The organism is uncultured Bacteroides sp. (assembly GCF_937912035.1).
Classification (GTDB): Bacteria; Bacteroidota; Bacteroidia; order Bacteroidales; family Bacteroidaceae; genus Phocaeicola.
In genome coordinates this window covers 30051-50211 of sequence record NZ_CALDPF010000015.1, presented here as the reverse complement: position 1 = coordinate 50211, position 20161 = coordinate 30051, and the positions used below count along the sequence as shown (strand labels likewise).

Genomic DNA, 20161 nt, shown 5'->3' with positions numbered 1-20161 from the left:
TGTATATTGATTGTTATTTTCTAAATGTATTAAGTGCCGAACCGGCCTTGAACCATTCAATCTGCATTTCATTATATGTATGTACAGCCTCGAAAGAATCCTGAGTACCGTCTTCATGAGTTAATACCACTTTCAGATTACGTCCAGGCGCGAATGTTTCAAGCCCAACGATTGAAATCCTGTCATGTTCCTGCACTTTGTCATAGTCATCCTTATCGGCAAAAGTCAGCGCAAGCATACCTTGTTTCTTCAGATTTGTTTCGTGGATACGTGCGAAACTCTTTGCAAGGATAACCTTTACGTTAAGGAATCGAGGTTCCATGGCAGCATGTTCACGGCTTGAACCTTCACCATAGTTTTCTTCTGCCACTACAATTGATGAAATGCCTTTAGCCTTATATCCGCCGGCTACAGCTGATACTTCGCCATAACTGTCGTCCGCTGAGTTCCAAACCTTATTCGTCTCACCATTGAATGCATTCACAGCTCCCATCAGCATATTCTTAGATATATTTTCCAGATGTCCGCGGAATCGAAGCCATGGACCTGCCATTGAGATATGGTCTGTGGTACACTTGCCTTTGGTCTTGATAAGAAGAGGCATGTCCAATAAATCCTTTCCATCCCATGGAGCAAACGGCTGGAGCTTCTGCAGACGTTCTGATTTCGAATCAATGATAACTTCAATATTACATCCGTCAGCCGAAGGAGCTACATAACCATTATCATCAACTGTAAATCCTTTCACAGGGAGCTTGTCACCAGTAGGGGCATCCAGTTTCACCTGCTCGCCTTTATCGTTTATCAGAGTATCTGTCATAGGATTAAAGCACAGATTTCCTGCTATGGCAAATGCTGTAGCAATCTCCGGCGATGCCACAAAAGCATGTGTATTAGGATTGCCATCCGCACGCTTTGCAAAGTTTCTGTTGAACGAAGTCACAATGGAATTAGGTCTTGTAGGATCATCTGTCTCACGTTTCCACTGACCGATGCAAGGACCGCAGGCATTTGTCATTATTACGGCACCTGCTTCTTCAAAATCGGCAATCATACCATCGCGCTTTGATGTGCAGTACACTAGTTCAGAACCCGGATTGACCAGCAATGGTGATTTCATCTTAAGCCCTTTGTCCTTCAATTGTCTTACCAACGAAGCAGCCCTTCCCAAATCCTGATATGAAGAGTTGGTACATGAACCGATAAGTCCTACTTCCATACGTTGAGGATAACCGTTTGCAATGACCTTGTCTTTAAACTCAGACAACGGACATGCAGCATCCGGTGTAAACGGACCATTAAGATACGGTTCCAATGCAGACAAATCTATCTCAATAACTTTGTCGTAATACTTTTCAGGAGATGACAGAACTTCATTATCTGCTTTCAGGTCATCTGCTACTTTTAGAGCCATATCGGCTACTTCCTCACGTCCTGTAGCTCTGAGATATTCAACTATTTCATAATCGAACGGAAATACAGATGTAGTCGCTCCAACCTCGGCTCCCATATTGCAGATAGTAGCCTTTCCTGTAGCCGAAATTGAAGAAGTACCTTCCCCGAAGTACTCTATTATGGCATTTGTACCACCCTTGACAGTCAGTATGCCGGCCAATTTTAGAATAACATCCTTTGGTGCTGCCCATCCGTTCAGTTTTCCTTTAAGGTGTACACCTATTATTCTCGGCATCTTCAATTCCCATTCCATACCGGTCATCACGTCAACGGCATCGGCACCTCCGACACCAATGGCAATCATTCCAAGACCACCGGCATTCGGTGTATGCGAATCCGTACCTACCATCATTCCTCCTGGGAAAGCATAATTTTCCAAAACGACCTGATGTATGATTCCTGCTCCCGGCTTCCAGAAACCGATTCCATATTTCGATGCTACACTCTTCAGAAAATCATATACTTCCTTGTTGGTTGTCTGTGCAACAGGCAAATCAACAGAAGCGCCTTTATATGCCTGTATAAGATGATCGCAATGTACAGTTGCTGGTACAGCAGAAACATTCTTACCGGCATTCATAAACTGAAGCAATGCCATTTGCGCGGTAGCATCCTGCATTGCGACTCTGTCAGGACGAAAGTTCACATAGTCCACACCTCTCTCAAAACACTTGATGGAATTAGCATCGTAGAGATGACTATACAAAATCTTTTCTGCCAAAGTCAATGCCCTACCTAATTTTTTTCGTGTATCCTGTACTTTACCGTTATATGAAACATAAAACTGTTTCATCATTTCCAAATCATACATCATAGTAACTAAATCCTATTTATTGTGTAAATACCTTTTATAATTAAAGCTCAAAACTTTATACAGTCTGTCAGATAAATAAGCATTTCATTATACTATTATCATCTATAGCAGATTTTAACTACCAAAAATCTACCATAGTACTGTTTTTAATTAAAGTTGTGCAATATTCGGTATTAAAATTGAAATATGCAAGCAATATACAATATTTAATTGATAAAAGACATAATTTTTCAGAATACAAGCACAAATAGTTACATAAATATACAATTTAAAAACGAACACCAATTCCAATAAAAACAGAATGCATCATACTGACTTTAGGTAATGATAGTTTACCTCCCTCAACTGTAATATTCCTGCTTCCACCATAAATATCAAAATCAGAGAAAGTATAACCAACCGAAAACACTAATCTTTCATCCATTTCCAATGATATGGCTGTACGGACATTGTAATATACCTTTCTTGCACCAGTGTTTCTCACCTCTTCCCTTTTTATTGCAGACCATTCTCCCTGCTGATTGGGAAAGTAATCAATGGTAAATCTTCTGTCGGAAGGAAGAGGTATTGTCAGTCCGGGCGAAACAGAAAGATATAGGGCATAGTCTTTGTCTTTACCTATCCATAGTTTTGGGGAATTCAAACGCAAAGCTGGACGGAAAGCAAAAAAGTAACTAACCGAATTGTCATTGGTTTCACTCCACCTAAATTGTTTGTTTACAGCAACTCCACCTAAAGATTTCGACGGGTATGGAGAAGTAAACACCAAGCCCGCCGTCAGACCTACATAGTCAATAGGCAGAAAAGTAACCGAAGGTTCAACCTCCCATGAACTTTGACTGGTTAATGCTCCGTTTAGCTCCACTAGCCAAAGTTGCTTCTCTTTTATGTCCTGAGAATTTAGTGAAGCAAAACTATACACAAGAAAAATAGAAATAGTAAATCTTAGAATTTGTGTTCTGAAACGACTCATAAATAAACTGTTTTAACTTTATAATTATAATCAAATGTCAATATATAGATTAAGCTCTAAACACTCCTTTAAAAACGTGCTGTCATTCTCATTAAAACGATACCGCGTTAAAACTTAAACGCGGCCATGTTTTATTTTAAGTTCCAGCAAAGCCTTTTTCTATACTGATTTATTAATGCAAATATATAGAATTGCGATATATCATAAAAAACTTGACAATGTACATTGACACGCAACAGCAACCCTGATTATCAATATATTAGATAAAAATACGATGTACATTTACAATAGGATAAACTAATCTAGCATACTCATGATATTATAAATTAGAGTTTAACAAAAAATTTTCTTTTCTATTCAACACAAATTACAAAGAAAAATATTACTTTTGACACATATTTACTAACATCTAATATATATATATGAGAAAATACTTACTTTTTGCTTTACTTTCCTCCTTTTACGCTATCAGCTTGCATGCACAGTCTTCAAACAATTCTATCCGATGCATATATTTGGAAAACTACATCAAAGATTCAGCTAAGCCCAAGGATATCCGTCAGGATGAATTTGCACTTGATATTTACCAGGATGGGAAATCAGCTTTTTACAGTGTTTATGAGAGAGCTATCCGCACATCGCGCGACAGTATGTTACGTATTGGTATGACTGCCACTGAAATAATAAACCAACAGGCAGATATGCCACGAACACATCAATATTTTGAATATTATAAAAACAGTCCTGACAAAGGTACTTACAAGTGCTATGACAAAGTAGTGAAAATGTATTGTTATGAAGAAAAACTCCCTTCACTGCAATGGAACATTGTTCCGGAAACCAAAAAACTTTTGGGACACACTTGCCAAAAAGCTATCGCAACTATTGACGGTCGTACTTGGGAAGTATGGTTCACACCTCAAATACCTGTTGCCGAAGGTCCATGGCTCCTAGGAGGTTTACCTGGACTGATACTTGAAGCTGTAGATACAGAAGGAATTTTCCACTTCAAGGCAATTGAGCTGAAAAACTTTTCAGAAACCATAAAAGAACCTGATACAAAACAAATCATACGTTGCACCCGCAAAGAATTCCTTACTCTCCGACAGAATTATGAGAAAGATCCCAACAGCGGACTGAAAGCCATAACAGGCAGAAATCTGCAAATCATGGGCGCAGACGGCAAACCGTTGAAAAGCAAAAAGAAACAGATCAACTTCTTTGAGAAACAGCCTTAATAAGTCTTGAATTTCTTTTTGGATCAAAATTGTATAACCATGTAAGCAGGTAGATTTATATGAAAAGATATGCTGTCATTTTCTTTCTGATACTGAGTGTTATTTCCGGTTTCAGCCAAAGCTATGTGGGAACTGTTGTCAATCAGGACTCCGGTAAGACTATTGATGGAGTATCTCTCTGCGTGCTCTCTTCCGACAGTCTGATTATCAGTTATGCCATTACCGACCAGAAAGGACGGTTTGAAATCAAGGCACCGGAAACAAAGATGCAACCTGCTTTACTTTCTTTTCAGGCATTAGGGTTCAAGAGAAAAACAGTGAAAATCGTTCCGGGACAGTCTGAATACAATGTGTCACTTCAGGAAGAGGTGTATCAGCTACAAGCTGTAAAAGTATCTGCACAGAGGATTCAGCAAAAACAGGATACACTGGTATATTCGGTAGCAGGATTTGCCCAACCTCAAGACAGGAGCATAGCCGATGTCCTTGCCAAGATGCCCGGTATCGAAGTGAAACCGGACGGAATGATCAGTTTTCAAGGGAAAAACATCAACAAGTTCTACATCGAAGGTATGGACTTGATGAATGACCGTTACGCTTTGGCTTCGAATAACATATCAAGCAAGAGAGTGAAAGCTGTAGAAGTACTGCAGAACCATCAACCCATTGAACTTTTGAAAGGAAAACTTTTCAGTGAGCAGGCTGCCATAAACCTAATTCTGGAAGATGACAGCAAGATGAATCTAGTAGGTACCGCCGATGTAGGTTTAGGAGCTAATGCTGATGATATGCTCTATAGCAATCGTCTGCTTGCTATGCTCTTCAAGAAAAAATACCAGACTCTTTCACTTTATAAGAACGACAACACTGGTCTCGACCTGTATAACGAGATCAATCCGATACGGCTTTCTGATCTGTTGGAAAAACGTACTACGGAAGAAGATGCTTTGATTTCTTCTGTCACTACACAAAGGCCGGACATAGACCAGAACAGATACCGTTTCAACCGCTCTCATCTGGTGGCTACCAACCATCTTTTCCAACTTGCTCCAAAGAGTACGCTACGTGCACAGGTAAGTTATTTCAATGATGTAGCCGAACGTAACAACTGGGTGGAGACCGACTATCTCCTTGCCGAGAATGCATCCGGTGCCTTGATTGAAAGCCACTCCTTACACGAACGCAGAAACAGGCTGGATGCAAGCCTGAATTTCGAAATAAACCGTAAGGAACTTTATCTGAAAAATGAAAGCAAGGGAGCATTCGACTGGCTGGACTCTAAGAGTAACACTATATGGAATGACAACAGTTTGCAGCTTTCTTCTTCTCCGGACAGAAGATATTTTTCGGATATACTTGATATAAAACTCCCGATTTCCGATGATAAGTATCTGTCTGTTTCTTCCATAAACGGATATAATTATCACCCGCAGGAACTTTCCCTTTACTCCGGTGAGAATCAGAGGGTGGATTATACCTCTTTTCAGACATATACAACGGCTACCTTCCGTCACAAATTCTTCGGTATGTATGCCAACTATCAGGTTGGTTTTCAGGGACTTTTTCAGTCCCTTTCGGCTCAGACAGGAAATAATGAGACTTTGCCGTCGCAGCGTTTCAACCGCTATCTGCCACATATTGGATTAGGGTTGAACTATCAGACATCCGACTTTCAGGTGGAAGCGGAAGCCAAACTCCAAAGAATGGATATAAGGTTCCGACAACCTGAAACTTTGCAGCGCCGGGGTGAGTTCTATCCTGATGCAAAGCTGTTCTTGAAATATACGTTTTCAGGTACTTCCTTTATAAGTATGACTTATCAATACGACAAGCAGTTGGAAGATTTGAGGGATTTATATTCCGGATATCTTTTTACATCTTATCGCACAATAGTAGATAATACACATGCTCCGGAAGCCAACAGCAATCACCGTGTCACGATGAATTATCAGTACAGCCACCCTATCAAGGGACTGTTCTTCTCTGTCTCTGCAACGGCCAGAAGAGCACAAAAGAAAACAGCCTACGAAAGTCGTCTGACGGAAGGTAATGAAGTGCTGGTACGTAGCCTGACTGCTGCACCTCACCATGCCGATATGTATCTGGTTACTTCACGGCTCAGCAAATCATTCAGTGCATGGAAGAGTCTTCTGACACTTTCGGGTACATACATGCGCAATCAGGATGCCCTGCTTTATGGCGGAACGCTTACAGACTATGATATGGACAGCTATTCTGCAGTCATTTCCTATTCAGGCCGTCCGTTATCCTGGCTTTCGGTAGAGTTGTGTTCTTTATGGCAACAGAACCGCATGCACTCACCTTCTACCGATTCACGCGTCAACCAACTGAAGCATAGCATAGACCTTAATTTCCCTGTTACAGAGAAACTGATGTTCAGTGTTTCCAATGCCTGTCACCAATCACTGGAAACCGACGAAAATTCCTGGTTTACTGACTTTGCGGCCAGTTATACTTATAAAAGACTGGAATTTCAACTGAAAGCCAATAACATTTTAGGAAAATCCGTTTACGAACGTGAGTTTGTCTCCTCTATCGAGCGGAATTATTATCGCTTCACGCTTCGTCCGCGTGAATTTCTGGCAGGTGTATCATTTACGTTCTGAATATCAAGAGGTATCGTAAAAAATATAAATTATTGTCAGCTTTTTGAATCTTTTGTTTAACTTTGCGTCCGAAGTAAAGACAAAGGGGTGCCCAAAGAATAAAACCCGGGCTGAGATTATACCCTATGAACCTGATGCGGTTAATACCGACGAAGGGATTGTCCTCAAAAAAGACATCCGTCATAAGATATTCTCTCAAACTGTAATTCTTACATTCTCTTTGTGTTTGCTTTGACTAACATTTTAAAACAAGTCATTTATGAAAATACAAGTAAACAACAAAGAGACAGAGCTCACTCAAGGCAATAATGTTGCATCGCTTGCACAACAGCTTGAACTTCCACAGCAGGGAGTGGCAGTTGCTCTTAATAACCGTATGATTCCCCGTAGCCAGTGGGCTGAACAGGAAATCAAGGAAGGCGACAGTCTTGTCATAATAAAAGCAGCTTGCGGAGGATAATAATATGGATACTAAAGCATTCAAATTACAGCTCATCACTCATTTCACAGAACAGTATTCTTATCTGGATTCGGCACGTATGGCTCTTGAAGGCGGTTGCCGATGGATTCAATTGCGCATGAAGGATGCTTCCGACGAGGAAGTAGAGGCAATTGCCGTAAAGGTTCAGGAATTATGCAGACAGCATAATGCAACCTTCATCATAGACGACCGTGTGGAACTTGTCAAGAAACTGAAGGTAGATGGTGTGCATCTCGGGAAGAACGACATGCCTATAGCTGAAGCAAGAAGAATATTGGGAAATGAATTCATTATAGGTGGAACAGCCAATACTTTCGATGACGTAAAGGCACATTACCTTTCAGGTGCCGACTATATTGGTTGCGGCCCGTTCCGTTTCACAACCACGAAGAAGAAATTAAGCCCGATATTAGGTCTTGAAGGCTACCGTTCAATCACCAGTCAGATGAAAGCTGAAGGAATCAACCTGCCGATAGTCGCAATAGGCGGTATCACGATTGATGATATTCCTGAAATAATGCAAACCGGAGTGACTGGTATTGCGCTGAGCGGAACTATACTAAGAGCTGAAAATCCGGTGGAAGAAACTAGTAGAATTGTAGAAATGGTAGAAAGAAGTAGCCGTCAGATTTAAGAACTCAAAAAACTCATAATATATATGGAAAAACTTATTATTGCGGGTCGTGAATTCGATTCCCGCCTTTTCCTGGGAACAGGAAAATTCAACTCAAACCAGCAGATGGAAGAAGCCATCCTGGCATCAGGCACAGAAATGGTGACTGTAGCCATGAAACGTATCGAACTTGATGACAAGGAAGACGACATGTTGCGCCATATCGTTCATCCTCATATACAGCTGTTGCCAAACACTTCAGGTGTGCGTACAGCGGAAGAAGCTGTCTTTGCCGCACAGATGGCCCGTGAAGCATTCGGCACAAACTGGCTGAAACTGGAAATACATCCGGACCCTCGCTACCTGTTGCCGGACTCAACAGAAACACTTAAGGCTACAGAAGAACTGGTAAAACTCGGTTTCGTAGTCCTTCCTTACTGCCAGGCCGACCCTACACTCTGCAAGCGTCTGGAAGAAGCAGGTGCGGCTACTGTGATGCCCCTTGCTGCTCCTATAGGTACAAACAAAGGTTTGCAGACTCGCGATTTCCTTCGCATCATCATCGAACAGAGCAATGTTCCTGTAGTAGTCGATGCTGGTATTGGCGCTCCAAGCCATGCTGCCGAAGCTATGGAAATGGGTGCGGCAGCCTGCCTTGTAAACACAGCAATCGCAGTTGCTGGTAATCCAGTGGAAATGGCCATAGCATTCAAGGAAGCTGTCATCGCCGGCCGCCGTGCATACGAAGCAGGATTAGGCATTCAGGCTGACAACCTTGTAGCTTCTGCTTCATCTCCTTTAACTTCATTTTTAAACGAATAAACTCAACAAATTACATGGACCAGGAAAAAGATAAAAAAGCATACGCCCATGCAGAAAAAGCCTACATGCAAGGCACAATGTTCCCTTTCATTAAAGTAGGTATGCAGAAAGTAAACCTCACTCCTACTGTCAACATCGTTGACGGCGAGAAAGTGATGACACCGAACGCCCCTGTATATATATATGATACAAGCGGTCCTTTCAGCGATCCTAATATTGAGATTGACCTGAAGAAAGGATTGCCACGTATGCGTGAGAGCTGGATTACATCACGAGGTGACGTGGAGCAGTTGCCTTCAATCACTTCAGAATACGGAAAGATGCGCCGTGACGATAAATCTCTCGATCATCTCCGTTTCGAACATATCGCATTGCCATACCGTGCCAAGGAAGGTAAGTGCTGTACTCAGATGTATTATGCAAAGCAGGGTATCGTAACTCCTGAAATGGAATATGTAGCCATCCGCGAGAACATGAACTGCCGCGAACTAGGTATCGAAACATATATCACTCCGGAATTTGTACGCGACGAGATTGCTGCCGGACGTGCCGTATTGCCTGCAAACATCAATCACCCGGAATCGGAACCTATGATTATTGGACGCAATTTCCTTGTGAAAATCAATACCAACATCGGCAACTCTGCCACTACTTCAAGCATCGACGAAGAAGTGGACAAGGCTGTGTGGAGCTGCAAATGGGGTGGCGACACTCTGATGGACCTTTCTACAGGTGCAAACATCCACGAGACTCGCGAATGGATTGTACGCAACTGTCCTGTTCCGGTAGGTACAGTGCCTATCTATCAGGCTTTGGAGAAAGTAAACGGTAAGGTAGAAGACCTCAACTGGGAGATATATAAGGACACACTGATAGAGCAGTGCGAGCAGGGTGTTGACTACTTCACTATTCATGCCGGAATTCGTCTACACAATGTACATCTAGCAGACAAGCGCCTTTGCGGTATCGTTAGCCGTGGCGGAAGTATCATGAGCAAGTGGTGCAAGATATATAATAAGGAGTCTTTCCTTTATGAACATTTCGACGAGATTTGCGATATCCTTGCTCAGTATGACGTAGCAGTTTCATTGGGCGACGGTCTCCGCCCGGGCTCTATCTACGATGCCAACGACGAGGCACAGTTTGCAGAACTTGACACACTGGGTGAACTTGTACTCCGCGCATGGAACAAAAACGTACAGGCATTCATCGAAGGACCGGGACATGTACCTTTGCACAAGATACAGGAGAACATGGAACGCCAGATCAAGTCCTGTCACAATGCCCCGTTCTATACACTCGGCCCTCTTGTAACAGATATCGCTCCGGGTTACGACCATATCACATCAGCCATCGGTGCTGCCCAGATTGGTTGGCTTGGTACTGCAATGCTCTGCTATGTAACTCCAAAGGAACACCTCGGCTTGCCTAACCGCGAGGATGTACGTACAGGTGTAATCACATACAAGATTGCCGCTCATGCTGCCGACCTTGCAAAAGGACATCCGGGAGCACAGATTCGCGACAACGCCCTCAGCAAGGCCCGCTACGAATTCCGTTGGCGCGACCAGTTCCACCTTTCACTGGACCCTGACCGTGCCCTTGAATATTTCAATGAAGGACGCCACACAGACGGTGAATACTGTACAATGTGCGGTCCTAACTTCTGCGCGATGAAATTAAGTCGCGATTTAAAGAATATTTAAAACTAAGAAACATGTTTAGTGACGAACTTGAAAAAATAAGCTGGGAGGAAACGACCAAAGCCATATACTCAAAAACCGAGGCAGACGTTATACGCGCACTCGGCAAAAGTCGTTGTGACGTAGATGACTTTATGGCACTCATCTCTCCGGCTGCCGAAAAATTTCTTGAACCGATGGCGCGACTCAGTAAAAAATACACTGAGGAACGTTTCGGACGTACAATGTCTATGTTCATACCATTGTATATAACAAATTCATGTACAAACTCATGCGTGTATTGCGGATTCCACATCAGCAACCCGATGGCACGTACCATACTTACACCAGAAGAAATTGAGAACGAATACAAAGCCATTAAGAAACTCGGCCCGTTCGAAAATCTGCTTATCGTAACAGGAGAAAACCCGGCAAAAGCAGGTGTTCCTTATATTGCCAAAGCACTGGATCTAGCAAAGCCTTACTTCTCAAACCTTAAAATAGAGGTAATGCCTCTTAAGACTGAGGAATATGCAGAACTGGTAACACACGGATTGAACGGAGTTATCTGTTTCCAGGAAACATATAACAAAGCCAGATACAATATCTACCACCCTAGGGGAATGAAATCGAAATTCGAATGGCGTGTAAACGGTTTTGACCGTATGGGACAAGCTGGTGTTCACTCTATCGGCATGGGGGTACTAATAGGACTGGAAGACTGGCGTACAGACGTAACCATGATGGCATATCATCTTCGTTATCTGCAGAAACATTACTGGAAGACTAAATACAGCGTAAACTTCCCGCGTATGCGTCCGGCAGAGAATGAAGGTTTCCAGCCTAACGTCATCATGAGTGACAAGGAGCTGGCTCAGGTAACTTTCGCCATGCGTATATTCGACCACGATGTAGATATCTCCTACTCTACACGCGAGCCGGCACATATCCGCGATAACATGGCTTCATTAGGTGTTACAACCATGAGTGCAGAAAGCAAGACCGAACCCGGAGGTTACTACACATATCCTCAGGCACTTGAACAATTCCATGTAAGCGACGAACGTACAGCCGTAGAAATAGATAAAGCTTTAAAAGCATTGGGACGTGAACCGGTATGGAAGGACTGGGATGCATCGTTCGACTGCATAAAGACAAGAAAGGCTGTCTGATTACACACATTCAGTACCGACAGCATCGATATAATCAAAATATCTGATGCCGCCGGTATTTTTTTTACTTTAATATAAAAATGGAAAGATACAACAGACAAATCATTCTACCGGAATTAGGAGAAAGCGGGCAAGAAAAACTAAAAAACGCAAAGGTACTTATTGTAGGTGTGGGTGGTCTCGGTTCGCCTATAGCATTATATCTTACAGGTGCAGGAGTAGGAAACATAGGCCTGATAGACGATGATGTGGTTAGCGAAAGCAATCTGCAAAGACAAGTTCTGTATTCAGAAATCGAAATCGGTCAGTCTAAAGCTATTCAAGCACAAAAAAAGCTGAATGCACTGAACAGTCTGATAAAGATTGATACTTACAATACTCGCCTTACCGCAGAAAATGCTGAAGATATAATCGGTAAATATGATATAGTAGTTGACGGCTGCGATAATTTCGAGACTCGCTACATCATAAATGATACATGCGTCAAACTGGGGAAAACGTATGTTTACGGTGCAATAAGGGCCTTCGACGGGCAGGTATCCGTATTCAACTACCAGGGCGGGAAAAACTATAGAGACCTGTTTCCCGATGAAGAAGAAATGCTGTCAATGCCAGCCCCTCCCAAAGGAGTAATTGGAGTAACCCCAGGTCTGGTAGGCTGCGTGCAGGCAAACGAAGTAATCAAGATAATTTGCGGTTTTGGAGAAATTCTTTCAGACAAACTATGGTTTATAGACCTGAAAACATTGCAAACAAATACGATTTTACTGTAAAGATTAGGAATATTTCATTTTGGTTACTAACTTTGCGTCCAGATTTAGTGGTACACACATGAAACTGATATTGATAACAACTCCAGAATATTTTGTAGAGGAGGACCAAATATTAAATGCACTCTTCGAAGAAGGGTTAGACACATTGCATCTTCGCAAACCCGGAACAGAAGCGGTTTACGCAGAAAGACTGCTCACGCTCATTCCGGAAAAATATCATAAGAAAATCGTAATACACGACCATTTCTACTTATGTAATGAATATAAGTTGAAAGGTATTCACCTGAACAGCCGCAATCCTATAGCACCGGACAATTATTCCGGACATATAAGCGCTTCCTGTCATACACTCGAAGAAGTAAAGGAAGACAAAAAGACTTGCGACTATGTTTTTCTCAGTCCTATATTCGACAGTATATCAAAAGAAGGATATTCATCAAAGTTCACTCCTGAAGCTATACGTGAGGCTGTTAAGGCTGACATTATAGACAAGAAAGTCATCGCGTTAGGGGGTATAGATGAAGAGAACATACTAAGAGTCAAGGATTTCGGGTTTGGAGGAGCAGCCGTTTTGGGAGGGCTGTGGTCTAAATTCAACCATAGTTCAGACAACAATTATCAAGAACTTATAGACCATTTCAGAAAGTTAAAACGTCTTGCTGACTAAATACTTATTGTATTTTTCCTGCAAAACGTTTGACATACTTATATAAATGGTATAACTTTGCAAACAAATCAAGGCAATATATCTATTTACAATGAACGTACAATCACCTTTTAAAGTATTCTCTGGTACAAACTCGAGATACTTGGCAGAAAAAATCTGCAACAGTTTAGGATGCGAACTTGGTAACATGAAAATTACTCACTTTGCTGACGGAGAGTTCGCTGTATCTTATGAAGAGTCAATCCGTGGTCAGCACGTATTCCTTGTTCAGTCAACATTCCCTAACTCAGACAATCTTATGGAGCTTCTCCTTATGATTGATGCTGCTAAGCGTGCTTCTGCAAAGAGTATTATTGCAGTAGTTCCTTACTTTGGTTGGGCTCGCCAGGACCGCAAGGACAAACCACGTGTTTCTATCGGTGCCAAGCTTGTAGCGAACCTTCTCAGCGTAGCAGGAATCGATCGTCTGATTACAATGGACCTTCATGCAGACCAGATCCAGGGATTCTTCGATATTCCTGTTGACCACTTGTATGCATCTACAATCTTCGCTCCATACATTCAGTCATTGAATCTGGAGAATCTTGTAATAGCTACTCCTGACGTTGGAGGTTCTAAGCGTGCCAGCACATACGCTAAATTCCTCGATGTTCCATTGGTTCTTTGCCACAAGACTCGTGAAAAAGCCAACGTAGTAGCTTCTATGCAGATTATCGGTGACGTAAAAGGAAAAGATGTTGTTCTTGTTGACGACATGGTTGATACAGCCGGCACTATCACTAAGGCTGCAGACATCATGAAAGAAGCCGGAGCAAACTCAGTCAGAGCTATCGCTTCACACTGCGTTATGTCAGGTCCTGCTTCTGAACGTGTACAGAACTCTCAGTTGGAAGAAATTGTATTTACAGACAGTATTCCATACGCAAACCGTTGCGCTAAGGTTAAACAGCTTTCAATTGCAGACATGTTCGCTGAAACTATCCGTCGCGTGATGACTAACGAATCAATCAGCTCACAGTACCTGATTCCTTAATATTCATCGCAATATAAAAATATAAAGCGAAGAATCATAAAGCCTGATACAGCCGGCTTATTGTGGTTCTTCGCTTTCTTTTGTAATATATTCTTACTCTCATTTTTGATATATGAAATTACTCTGGTTAGACTTGAACAGTTCGTATGCACATTCATCACTTGCACTGCCGGCCTTGCACGCCCAGCTGGCAGACGACAAAAGCATCGTTTGGGTTAAGGTTTCGGCTACTATAAACGAAAATCCGGGAATGGTAGCAGAACAGATCTATAAACACAAGCCTGATATCGTTGCATCTACTTGCTGGCTCTTCAACCACGAAGCACTATTGCATATAACATGCCGTGTGAAATCACTATTGCCACAATGCCGGATAATCCTAGGAGGCCCGGAGTTTCTTGGAGATAACAGAAAATTCCTTACAACAAATGATTTTATAGAAGCGGTATTCAGGGGTGAAGGTGAAATAGGATTCAAGCAGTGGATGAAGCATTTCGACAATAAGGAGGAATGGAAGAACATTGCCGGACTATGCTATATGGATGATAATGGAGAATACCACGACAACGGTATGGCAAGAGTTGCGGACTTCACTGCTCTGGAATATCCTGAAAAGAGCGAACTGTTCAACTGGGACAAACCATTCGTACAACTGGAGACAACCAGAGGATGTTTCAACACTTGTGCCTTTTGCGTCAGTGGAGGTGACAAACCTGTACGAAACCTAAGCATAGACACAATCAGAGAAAGGATAGAAATCATTCACAGTCATGGCATTAAAAACATAAGGGTGCTGGATCGCACTTTCAACTACAACACCCGTTATGCAAAAGCCTTGCTTGCCCTATTTCGTGAGTATCCGGACATGAATTTCCATCTTGAAATACATCCGGCATTACTGTCAGAAGAGCTGAAAGCAGAATTGATGTCAATGCCTAAAGGACTTCTGCATCTGGAAGCAGGAATACAAAGTCTGAGAGAAATAGTACTAACCACAAGCCGACGTGCCGGAAAACTTGAAGATGCGATGAAAGGACTGAAATTCCTGTGCTCACTCGAGAATATGGAAACTCATGCAGACCTTATAGCAGGATTGCCACACTATCATCTGAACGAGATATTCGAAGACGTGCGCACACTTGCAGAACTTAATGCAGGAGAGATTCAGCTGGAATCACTGAAACTGCTTCCGGGAACTGAAATGAGAAGAAGAGCTGAAGAGCTAGGAATAAGATATTCTCCCCTGCCACCATACGAAGTACTCAAGACGAACGATATTACATCTGACGAACTGCAGACAGCCAGACTTCTTTCACGACTTTTGGACGGTTTCTACAATGCCAAGGCATGGCAGAGACTTACACGCCGACTGATAGTAGAGAATGAAGATTTCCTGTACCGTTTCCTTGATCATCTCACAAACATCGGAGTGATAGACCAACCAATGGGACTGGAAAGAAGAGGAATTATTCTTTACAAATTCTGCAAGAGTAATTATCCGAAATACACCTTGGATGCCACTCAGGCATGGATAGAAGCAGGAATGTCGCTCAAGAAAGAACCTGCAGAGGCAATAAGGACAAAACATGTCACACCGCCAGATTCATGGGAAGTCGCCTACGGAACATACAACGAACGTCTGCGTCTGTGCAAACTGCCTGTTAATGATAACGACCATTATATATGGTATGCCTTCAATCCTGACGAACAGGGAGGTATCCCTATATTCAAGGCAACAAACTGATATAAAATTCGAGAGCCGCTCTACACAATACTTGCATAGAACGGCTCTTTAATATTTTCTGAATGTCGTGTTATTCTTCTTTCTTCTCCTCGTACGGGATACGATATGCAGTATATAGTTCAAGCACTGCTGCTACACTCAGGCATAAAATCCATTCGTTGTGATGCCACACAATCATCATCACTCCTGCTATAACAAGCAGCATAGCCCCTATCAACTGCTGACGTTTCAGTCGTTTTAGAACTATGTTCTTACCAAAGTATCTTCCTGTCTTTGCCTGAATCCACCCGAACATCAGTGCCCCGACAATGTAAATATACGGTGCGTATTCAAACTTTACGAACTGCAATATCAGTCCAACAAACAACACTACCGCACCAGCAACAGCTATTATATTATCCAGTTTATTCATCTTCCAAATCCTGCTCAAAAATAAATATATCTTCGTTTTCCTTCTTCATCATGTATTTTTCGCGCGCCACTTTCTCCAGTGCCTCCGGATTGGTAGAGATTTCCTTCAGCAATTTGCTGTCCTCTTCAAACTGCTTTCTGTAATGCCTGATTTCCGTATTCAGTCTGTTTATTTCAGCGCGATGTTCCAAACGGCGAATCCAGCTGTTCTCATCCAGAACACCAATTATCAGCACAAATACAGCCAATGTGACACCGTATTTGTGAAGACGCACAAAATTCCATATATTTTCCAACTTCTCTTTCATGATAAAGAATATTTATTGGTGCAAATATAAGAATAAATGCTGTAAGCCCCAATTCTTTCATATAGCATAATGAATTGTCGGCAGAAATAATTATCTTTGTCATAACTTAACAAAACAAGAAAAACCAATCCTGATTATGGACAACTATATTGTATCAGCACGTAAATACCGCCCTGCCACGTTCGACACCGTAGTAGGACAGCGTGCGCTCACAACGACTCTGAAGAATGCCATTGCCAACAACAAGCTGGCCCACGCCTACCTTTTCTGCGGACCGCGAGGAGTAGGAAAAACCACATGCGCACGTATTTTTGCTAAAACCATCAACTGTCTCTCACCGAAACCTGACGGCGAGGCTTGCAACGAATGCGAATCATGTAAGGCATTCAACGAACAGCGTTCATACAATATCCATGAGCTGGATGCCGCATCTAACAACTCTGTGGAAGATATCCGCTCGCTGATAGAGCAGGTACGTATCCCGCCACAGATAGGCAAATACAAGGTATATATCATCGACGAGGTACACATGCTGTCAACGGCTGCCTTCAATGCTTTTCTGAAAACACTTGAAGAGCCGCCTCATCATGCCATATTCATCCTTGCCACAACAGAGAAACATAAGATTCTGCCTACTATCCTGAGCCGATGTCAGATATATGACTTCAGCCGTATCAGCGTTACTGATACAGTGGAACATCTTCAGGGAGTAGCACAGAAAGAAGGTATAGACGTTGAACCTGAAGCACTGACCGTAATAGCACAGAAAGCAGACGGAGGTATGCGCGACGCCTTATCAATCTTCGACCAGGTGACAAGTTTCTCAAACGGACACATCACTTACAAGAGTGTCATCGAAAACCTCAACGTACTTGACTACGAATATTATTTCAAACTGACAGATTATATTCTGGAAAATAAGGTTTCGGAATGTATGCTTCTGTTCAACGAAGTATTGAAAAAAGGATTCGACGGCAATCACTTCATCACCGGATTGAGTTCACACTTCCGCGACCTCCTCGTGAGCCGAGACGAACAAACACTCCAGCTTCTGGAAGTAGGCGCCTCAATCAGAGAAAGATATAAGACTCAGGCACAGAAATGCGAACAGAAGTTCCTCTACAAGGCTATGAAACTGTGTAATGACTGCGATCTGAACTACAGACAGAGCAAGAACAAGCGACTTCTGGTAGAGCTGACACTGATACAACTGGCACAGATAACATCCGAAGAAGACGATATCAGCAATGGGCGTAGCCCTAAAGTGATAAAACCTATCTTCAACCAGCAGACTGCTCCGGCAGCAACACAGCAACAACCTGTAGCCCAGCAGCAACCGGCTAATGTACAGAACGTGCAGCAACCGATACAGCAGAACACTTCAGAGCCTCAACCACAATACGGCAACAACCCCGTACAACAGCAGATGCATAAGCTACCAGACGGACTGAAAGTTACCCAGGAAAAGAAAATACCTGTTGTAAAAGCGGGAATACTAGGACCGTCAATAAAGAAAAGGCCACAGCATCAGGAGGAAGTTGCAGCACAGAAACCTGCAGCACAAGTCCAGCAGGTAGAAAAGGAATGGGAAGACTACGATGTGTATGAAAAAGACCTGAACTACTATTGGAGAGAGTTTGCCACCCGACTTCCTAAAGAGGAAAGAGCAAATGCAGGACGAATGATGAACATGTCACCGAAACTTCTTGACGACCAGACTACATTCGAAGTGGCAGTAGACAACGAAATGGTTCAGAAATACATGCAGCAGCTGGCACCGCAGATAGAGAATCACTTGAGAGAGCAGCTTCACAACAGAAAAATCAGGATGACTGTACGCGTAAGTGCAGCCGATGAGAATATCAGAGCCTACAGCCATGTGGAACGTTTCCAGATGATGAGCAAGAAAAATCCTAATCTGCTGAAACTGAAAGAAGAATTCGGACTGGAGTTATCATAGAAACAAACATATATAAAAGCGAAACAGCTTAATAAACTATCATCAAAGATGTTTATTAAGCTGTTTCGTTTTTGTTGTATACAATAAAATTACAAATCATGGTTGCGCATACGGTACTCAGCCAGTTCCTCATATTTAGTACCCGGACGTCCGTAGTTACAATAAGGATAAATAGAGATACCTCCACGCGGAGTGAATATACCTGTCACCTCAATATACTTTGGATCCATCAGTTTGATAAGGTCCTTCATTATTATATTCACACAGTCCTCATGGAAGTCACCGTGATTTCTGAAACTGAACAGATAGAGTTTCAGACTCTTGCTTTCCACCATCTTCACGTCAGGCAGATAGCTAATACGGATTTCAGCAAAGTCAGGCTGTCCGGTGATAGGACAAAGACTTGTAAACTCAGGGCAGTTGAAACGTACCCAATAATCATTCTCCGGATGCTTGTTTACAAAAGCCTCAAGTACTTCCGGAGCATAGTCCTGACGATAGACAGTGTTACCGCCAAGCAATGTCAGTTCTTCTTTTCTTTCCATTGTATGTATAATTTTTCTTTTTATTCGATATAACGTCCTCAAACAATTATCTCCACACGTTCGTGTGGAGTACTTGACACGCTCGTGTGGAGAACTCGACACGGCCGTGTGGAGATCTCATCACGTACGTGTGGAGATAAATATCCTTTATCTGCAACCAGCAATAAAAGGCAAATTATTTGTTTTTCGAGTTCAAATACTTTTCAAGTCCCTCGCGACGCAACTTACACGCCGGGCAATGTCCACATCCGTCGCCCTGCACACCGTTATAGCATGTCAGAGTTTCGTTTCTTATCAGATCAAGCACTCCAAGCTCGTCCGCCAAAGCCCATGTCTGCGCCTTGTCTATCCACATCAGCGGAGTGTGAATCACGAACTGCTCGTCCATTGCAAGATTGAGAGTGACGTTGAGCGACTTGATAAACGAATCCCTGCAGTCGGGATAACCGCTGAAGTCTGTCTGCGAAACTCCTGTAACCAGATGACTGATGCCATGCTCACGCGCATAAACGGCAGCTATACTGAGGAAGAACAGGTTTCTTCCCGGCACGAAAGTATTAGGAAAAGAATCTTCAGGCTTCTCCTCGTCCATCACTATGGAAGTATCAGTAAGAGAATTCTTGCCAAGATGACCGATGAACGATACATCCATTGCGTGAAAATGCACTCCTGCCCTTTCGGCAATCCCTCTCGCCAGTTCCACCTCTTTCACATGTTTCTGACCATATATGAAACTAAGCGCATAAACTTCCTTGAAATGTTTCTTTGCCCAGAACAGACAAGTAGTAGAATCCTGACCGCCACTGAACACTACCAGTGCGGCCTCATTATTCATAGTCATAA

The 20161-nt window shown here is 42.6% G+C and carries 18 protein-coding genes and 1 riboswitch; of the genes, 12 read left to right on the top strand and 6 right to left on the bottom strand.

Translation table 11 applies throughout. From position 1 onward, the window contains the following. Positions 1-13: 13 nt before the first annotated feature. Positions 14-2269 carry an aconitate hydratase gene (locus Q0486_RS02235; protein WP_299230069.1) on the bottom strand — a complete coding sequence of 752 codons (2256 nt, stop codon included), beginning with the start codon at positions 2267-2269 and terminating at the stop codon, positions 14-16. A 268-nt stretch (positions 2270-2537) separates the two neighbouring features. After that, complete coding sequence (locus Q0486_RS02230; RefSeq protein ID WP_299230067.1) at positions 2538-3242, bottom strand: hypothetical protein; 705 nt, start codon at positions 3240-3242, stop codon at positions 2538-2540. Between the two features lie 422 nt (positions 3243-3664). On the opposite strand from Q0486_RS02230, the gene Q0486_RS02225 reads away from it, so the two are divergent. From Q0486_RS02225 to Q0486_RS02175, 11 genes are all read left to right on the top strand, one after another. Then, positions 3665-4480, top strand: coding sequence for a GLPGLI family protein (locus Q0486_RS02225; protein ID WP_299230065.1), 816 nt, complete (start codon positions 3665-3667; stop codon positions 4478-4480). A 59-nt stretch (positions 4481-4539) separates the two neighbouring features. Further along, positions 4540-7107 (top strand): hypothetical protein, encoded by a 2568-nt coding sequence (locus Q0486_RS02220; RefSeq protein WP_299230063.1) that lies wholly within the window; start codon positions 4540-4542, stop codon positions 7105-7107. Between the two features lie 73 nt (positions 7108-7180). After that, a riboswitch (TPP riboswitch) is annotated at positions 7181-7282 on the top strand. A gap of 84 nt (positions 7283-7366) precedes the next feature. Continuing rightward, entirely contained in the window at positions 7367-7567 is a 201-nt protein-coding gene (gene thiS / locus Q0486_RS02215) for a sulfur carrier protein ThiS (protein ID WP_204390857.1), read from the top strand. Between the two features lie 4 nt (positions 7568-7571). After that, the gene (locus tag Q0486_RS02210) at positions 7572-8222 is read left to right on the top strand and encodes a thiamine phosphate synthase (RefSeq protein ID WP_299230060.1); all 651 of its coding nucleotides are present in this window, start codon (positions 7572-7574) and stop codon (positions 8220-8222) included. A 24-nt stretch (positions 8223-8246) separates the two neighbouring features. Continuing rightward, positions 8247-9023, top strand: a complete 777-nt coding sequence (locus Q0486_RS02205) for a thiazole synthase (RefSeq protein WP_299230058.1) — start codon at positions 8247-8249, stop codon at positions 9021-9023. 14 nt (positions 9024-9037) lie between these two features. Continuing rightward, positions 9038-10729 carry a phosphomethylpyrimidine synthase ThiC gene (thiC, locus tag Q0486_RS02200; protein WP_204402387.1) on the top strand — a complete coding sequence of 564 codons (1692 nt, stop codon included), beginning with the start codon at positions 9038-9040 and terminating at the stop codon, positions 10727-10729. Between the two features lie 11 nt (positions 10730-10740). Then, positions 10741-11877 carry a 2-iminoacetate synthase ThiH gene (gene thiH, locus Q0486_RS02195; RefSeq protein WP_299230054.1) on the top strand — a complete coding sequence of 379 codons (1137 nt, stop codon included), beginning with the start codon at positions 10741-10743 and terminating at the stop codon, positions 11875-11877. A gap of 80 nt (positions 11878-11957) precedes the next feature. Next, complete coding sequence (locus Q0486_RS02190) at positions 11958-12650, top strand: HesA/MoeB/ThiF family protein (RefSeq protein ID WP_299230052.1); 693 nt, start codon at positions 11958-11960, stop codon at positions 12648-12650. Positions 12651-12708: 58 nt separating this feature from the next. After that, complete coding sequence (locus Q0486_RS02185; RefSeq protein ID WP_299230050.1) at positions 12709-13317, top strand: thiamine phosphate synthase; 609 nt, start codon at positions 12709-12711, stop codon at positions 13315-13317. Between the two features lie 91 nt (positions 13318-13408). After that, positions 13409-14350: a ribose-phosphate pyrophosphokinase gene (locus tag Q0486_RS02180; protein WP_299230048.1), complete on the top strand. Its 942-nt coding sequence runs from the start codon at positions 13409-13411 to the stop codon at positions 14348-14350. A gap of 112 nt (positions 14351-14462) precedes the next feature. Further along, positions 14463-16094, top strand: coding sequence for a radical SAM protein (locus Q0486_RS02175; protein WP_299230046.1), 1632 nt, complete (start codon positions 14463-14465; stop codon positions 16092-16094). A gap of 70 nt (positions 16095-16164) precedes the next feature. On the opposite strand, the gene Q0486_RS02170 is transcribed toward Q0486_RS02175, so the two are convergent. Then, complete coding sequence (locus tag Q0486_RS02170; RefSeq protein ID WP_154044396.1) at positions 16165-16506, bottom strand: hypothetical protein; 342 nt, start codon at positions 16504-16506, stop codon at positions 16165-16167. After that, on the bottom strand, positions 16499-16813 hold the full coding sequence (locus Q0486_RS02165) for a septum formation initiator family protein (protein ID WP_154044395.1): 315 nt from the start codon (positions 16811-16813) through the stop codon (positions 16499-16501). Before Q0486_RS02165 ends, Q0486_RS02170 begins: the two co-directional genes overlap by 8 nt. A 136-nt stretch (positions 16814-16949) precedes the next feature. On the opposite strand from Q0486_RS02165, the gene Q0486_RS02160 reads away from it, so the two are divergent. Beyond that, complete coding sequence (locus tag Q0486_RS02160; RefSeq protein WP_299230041.1) at positions 16950-18773, top strand: DNA polymerase III subunit gamma/tau; 1824 nt, start codon at positions 16950-16952, stop codon at positions 18771-18773. An 89-nt stretch (positions 18774-18862) separates the two neighbouring features. On the opposite strand, the gene queF is transcribed toward Q0486_RS02160, so the two are convergent. Beyond that, positions 18863-19318 carry a preQ(1) synthase gene (gene queF, locus Q0486_RS02155; RefSeq protein ID WP_287677485.1) on the bottom strand — a complete coding sequence of 152 codons (456 nt, stop codon included), beginning with the start codon at positions 19316-19318 and terminating at the stop codon, positions 18863-18865. A gap of 175 nt (positions 19319-19493) precedes the next feature. After that, positions 19494-20153, bottom strand: a complete 660-nt coding sequence (queC, locus tag Q0486_RS02150; RefSeq protein ID WP_299230125.1) for a 7-cyano-7-deazaguanine synthase QueC — start codon at positions 20151-20153, stop codon at positions 19494-19496. Positions 20154-20161 lie beyond the last annotated feature (8 nt).

Coding starts and splice junctions, on each gene's coding strand:
- Q0486_RS02235 (WP_299230069.1), bottom strand. CDS start 2,269: ATGATGTATGATTTGGAAATGATGAAACAGTTTTATGTTTCATATAAC.
- Q0486_RS02230 (WP_299230067.1), bottom strand. CDS start 3,242: ATGAGTCGTTTCAGAACACAAATTCTAAGATTTACTATTTCTATTTTT.
- Q0486_RS02225 (WP_299230065.1), top strand. CDS start 3,665: ATGAGAAAATACTTACTTTTTGCTTTACTTTCCTCCTTTTACGCTATC.
- Q0486_RS02220 (WP_299230063.1), top strand. CDS start 4,540: ATGAAAAGATATGCTGTCATTTTCTTTCTGATACTGAGTGTTATTTCC.
- thiS (WP_204390857.1), top strand. CDS start 7,367: ATGAAAATACAAGTAAACAACAAAGAGACAGAGCTCACTCAAGGCAAT.
- Q0486_RS02210 (WP_299230060.1), top strand. CDS start 7,572: ATGGATACTAAAGCATTCAAATTACAGCTCATCACTCATTTCACAGAA.
- Q0486_RS02205 (WP_299230058.1), top strand. CDS start 8,247: ATGGAAAAACTTATTATTGCGGGTCGTGAATTCGATTCCCGCCTTTTC.
- thiC (WP_204402387.1), top strand. CDS start 9,038: ATGGACCAGGAAAAAGATAAAAAAGCATACGCCCATGCAGAAAAAGCC.
- thiH (WP_299230054.1), top strand. CDS start 10,741: ATGTTTAGTGACGAACTTGAAAAAATAAGCTGGGAGGAAACGACCAAA.
- Q0486_RS02190 (WP_299230052.1), top strand. CDS start 11,958: ATGGAAAGATACAACAGACAAATCATTCTACCGGAATTAGGAGAAAGC.
- Q0486_RS02185 (WP_299230050.1), top strand. CDS start 12,709: ATGAAACTGATATTGATAACAACTCCAGAATATTTTGTAGAGGAGGAC.
- Q0486_RS02180 (WP_299230048.1), top strand. CDS start 13,409: ATGAACGTACAATCACCTTTTAAAGTATTCTCTGGTACAAACTCGAGA.
- Q0486_RS02175 (WP_299230046.1), top strand. CDS start 14,463: ATGAAATTACTCTGGTTAGACTTGAACAGTTCGTATGCACATTCATCA.
- Q0486_RS02170 (WP_154044396.1), bottom strand. CDS start 16,506: ATGAATAAACTGGATAATATAATAGCTGTTGCTGGTGCGGTAGTGTTG.
- Q0486_RS02165 (WP_154044395.1), bottom strand. CDS start 16,813: ATGAAAGAGAAGTTGGAAAATATATGGAATTTTGTGCGTCTTCACAAA.
- Q0486_RS02160 (WP_299230041.1), top strand. CDS start 16,950: ATGGACAACTATATTGTATCAGCACGTAAATACCGCCCTGCCACGTTC.
- queF (WP_287677485.1), bottom strand. CDS start 19,318: ATGGAAAGAAAAGAAGAACTGACATTGCTTGGCGGTAACACTGTCTAT.
- queC (WP_299230125.1), bottom strand. CDS start 20,153: ATGAATAATGAGGCCGCACTGGTAGTGTTCAGTGGCGGTCAGGATTCT.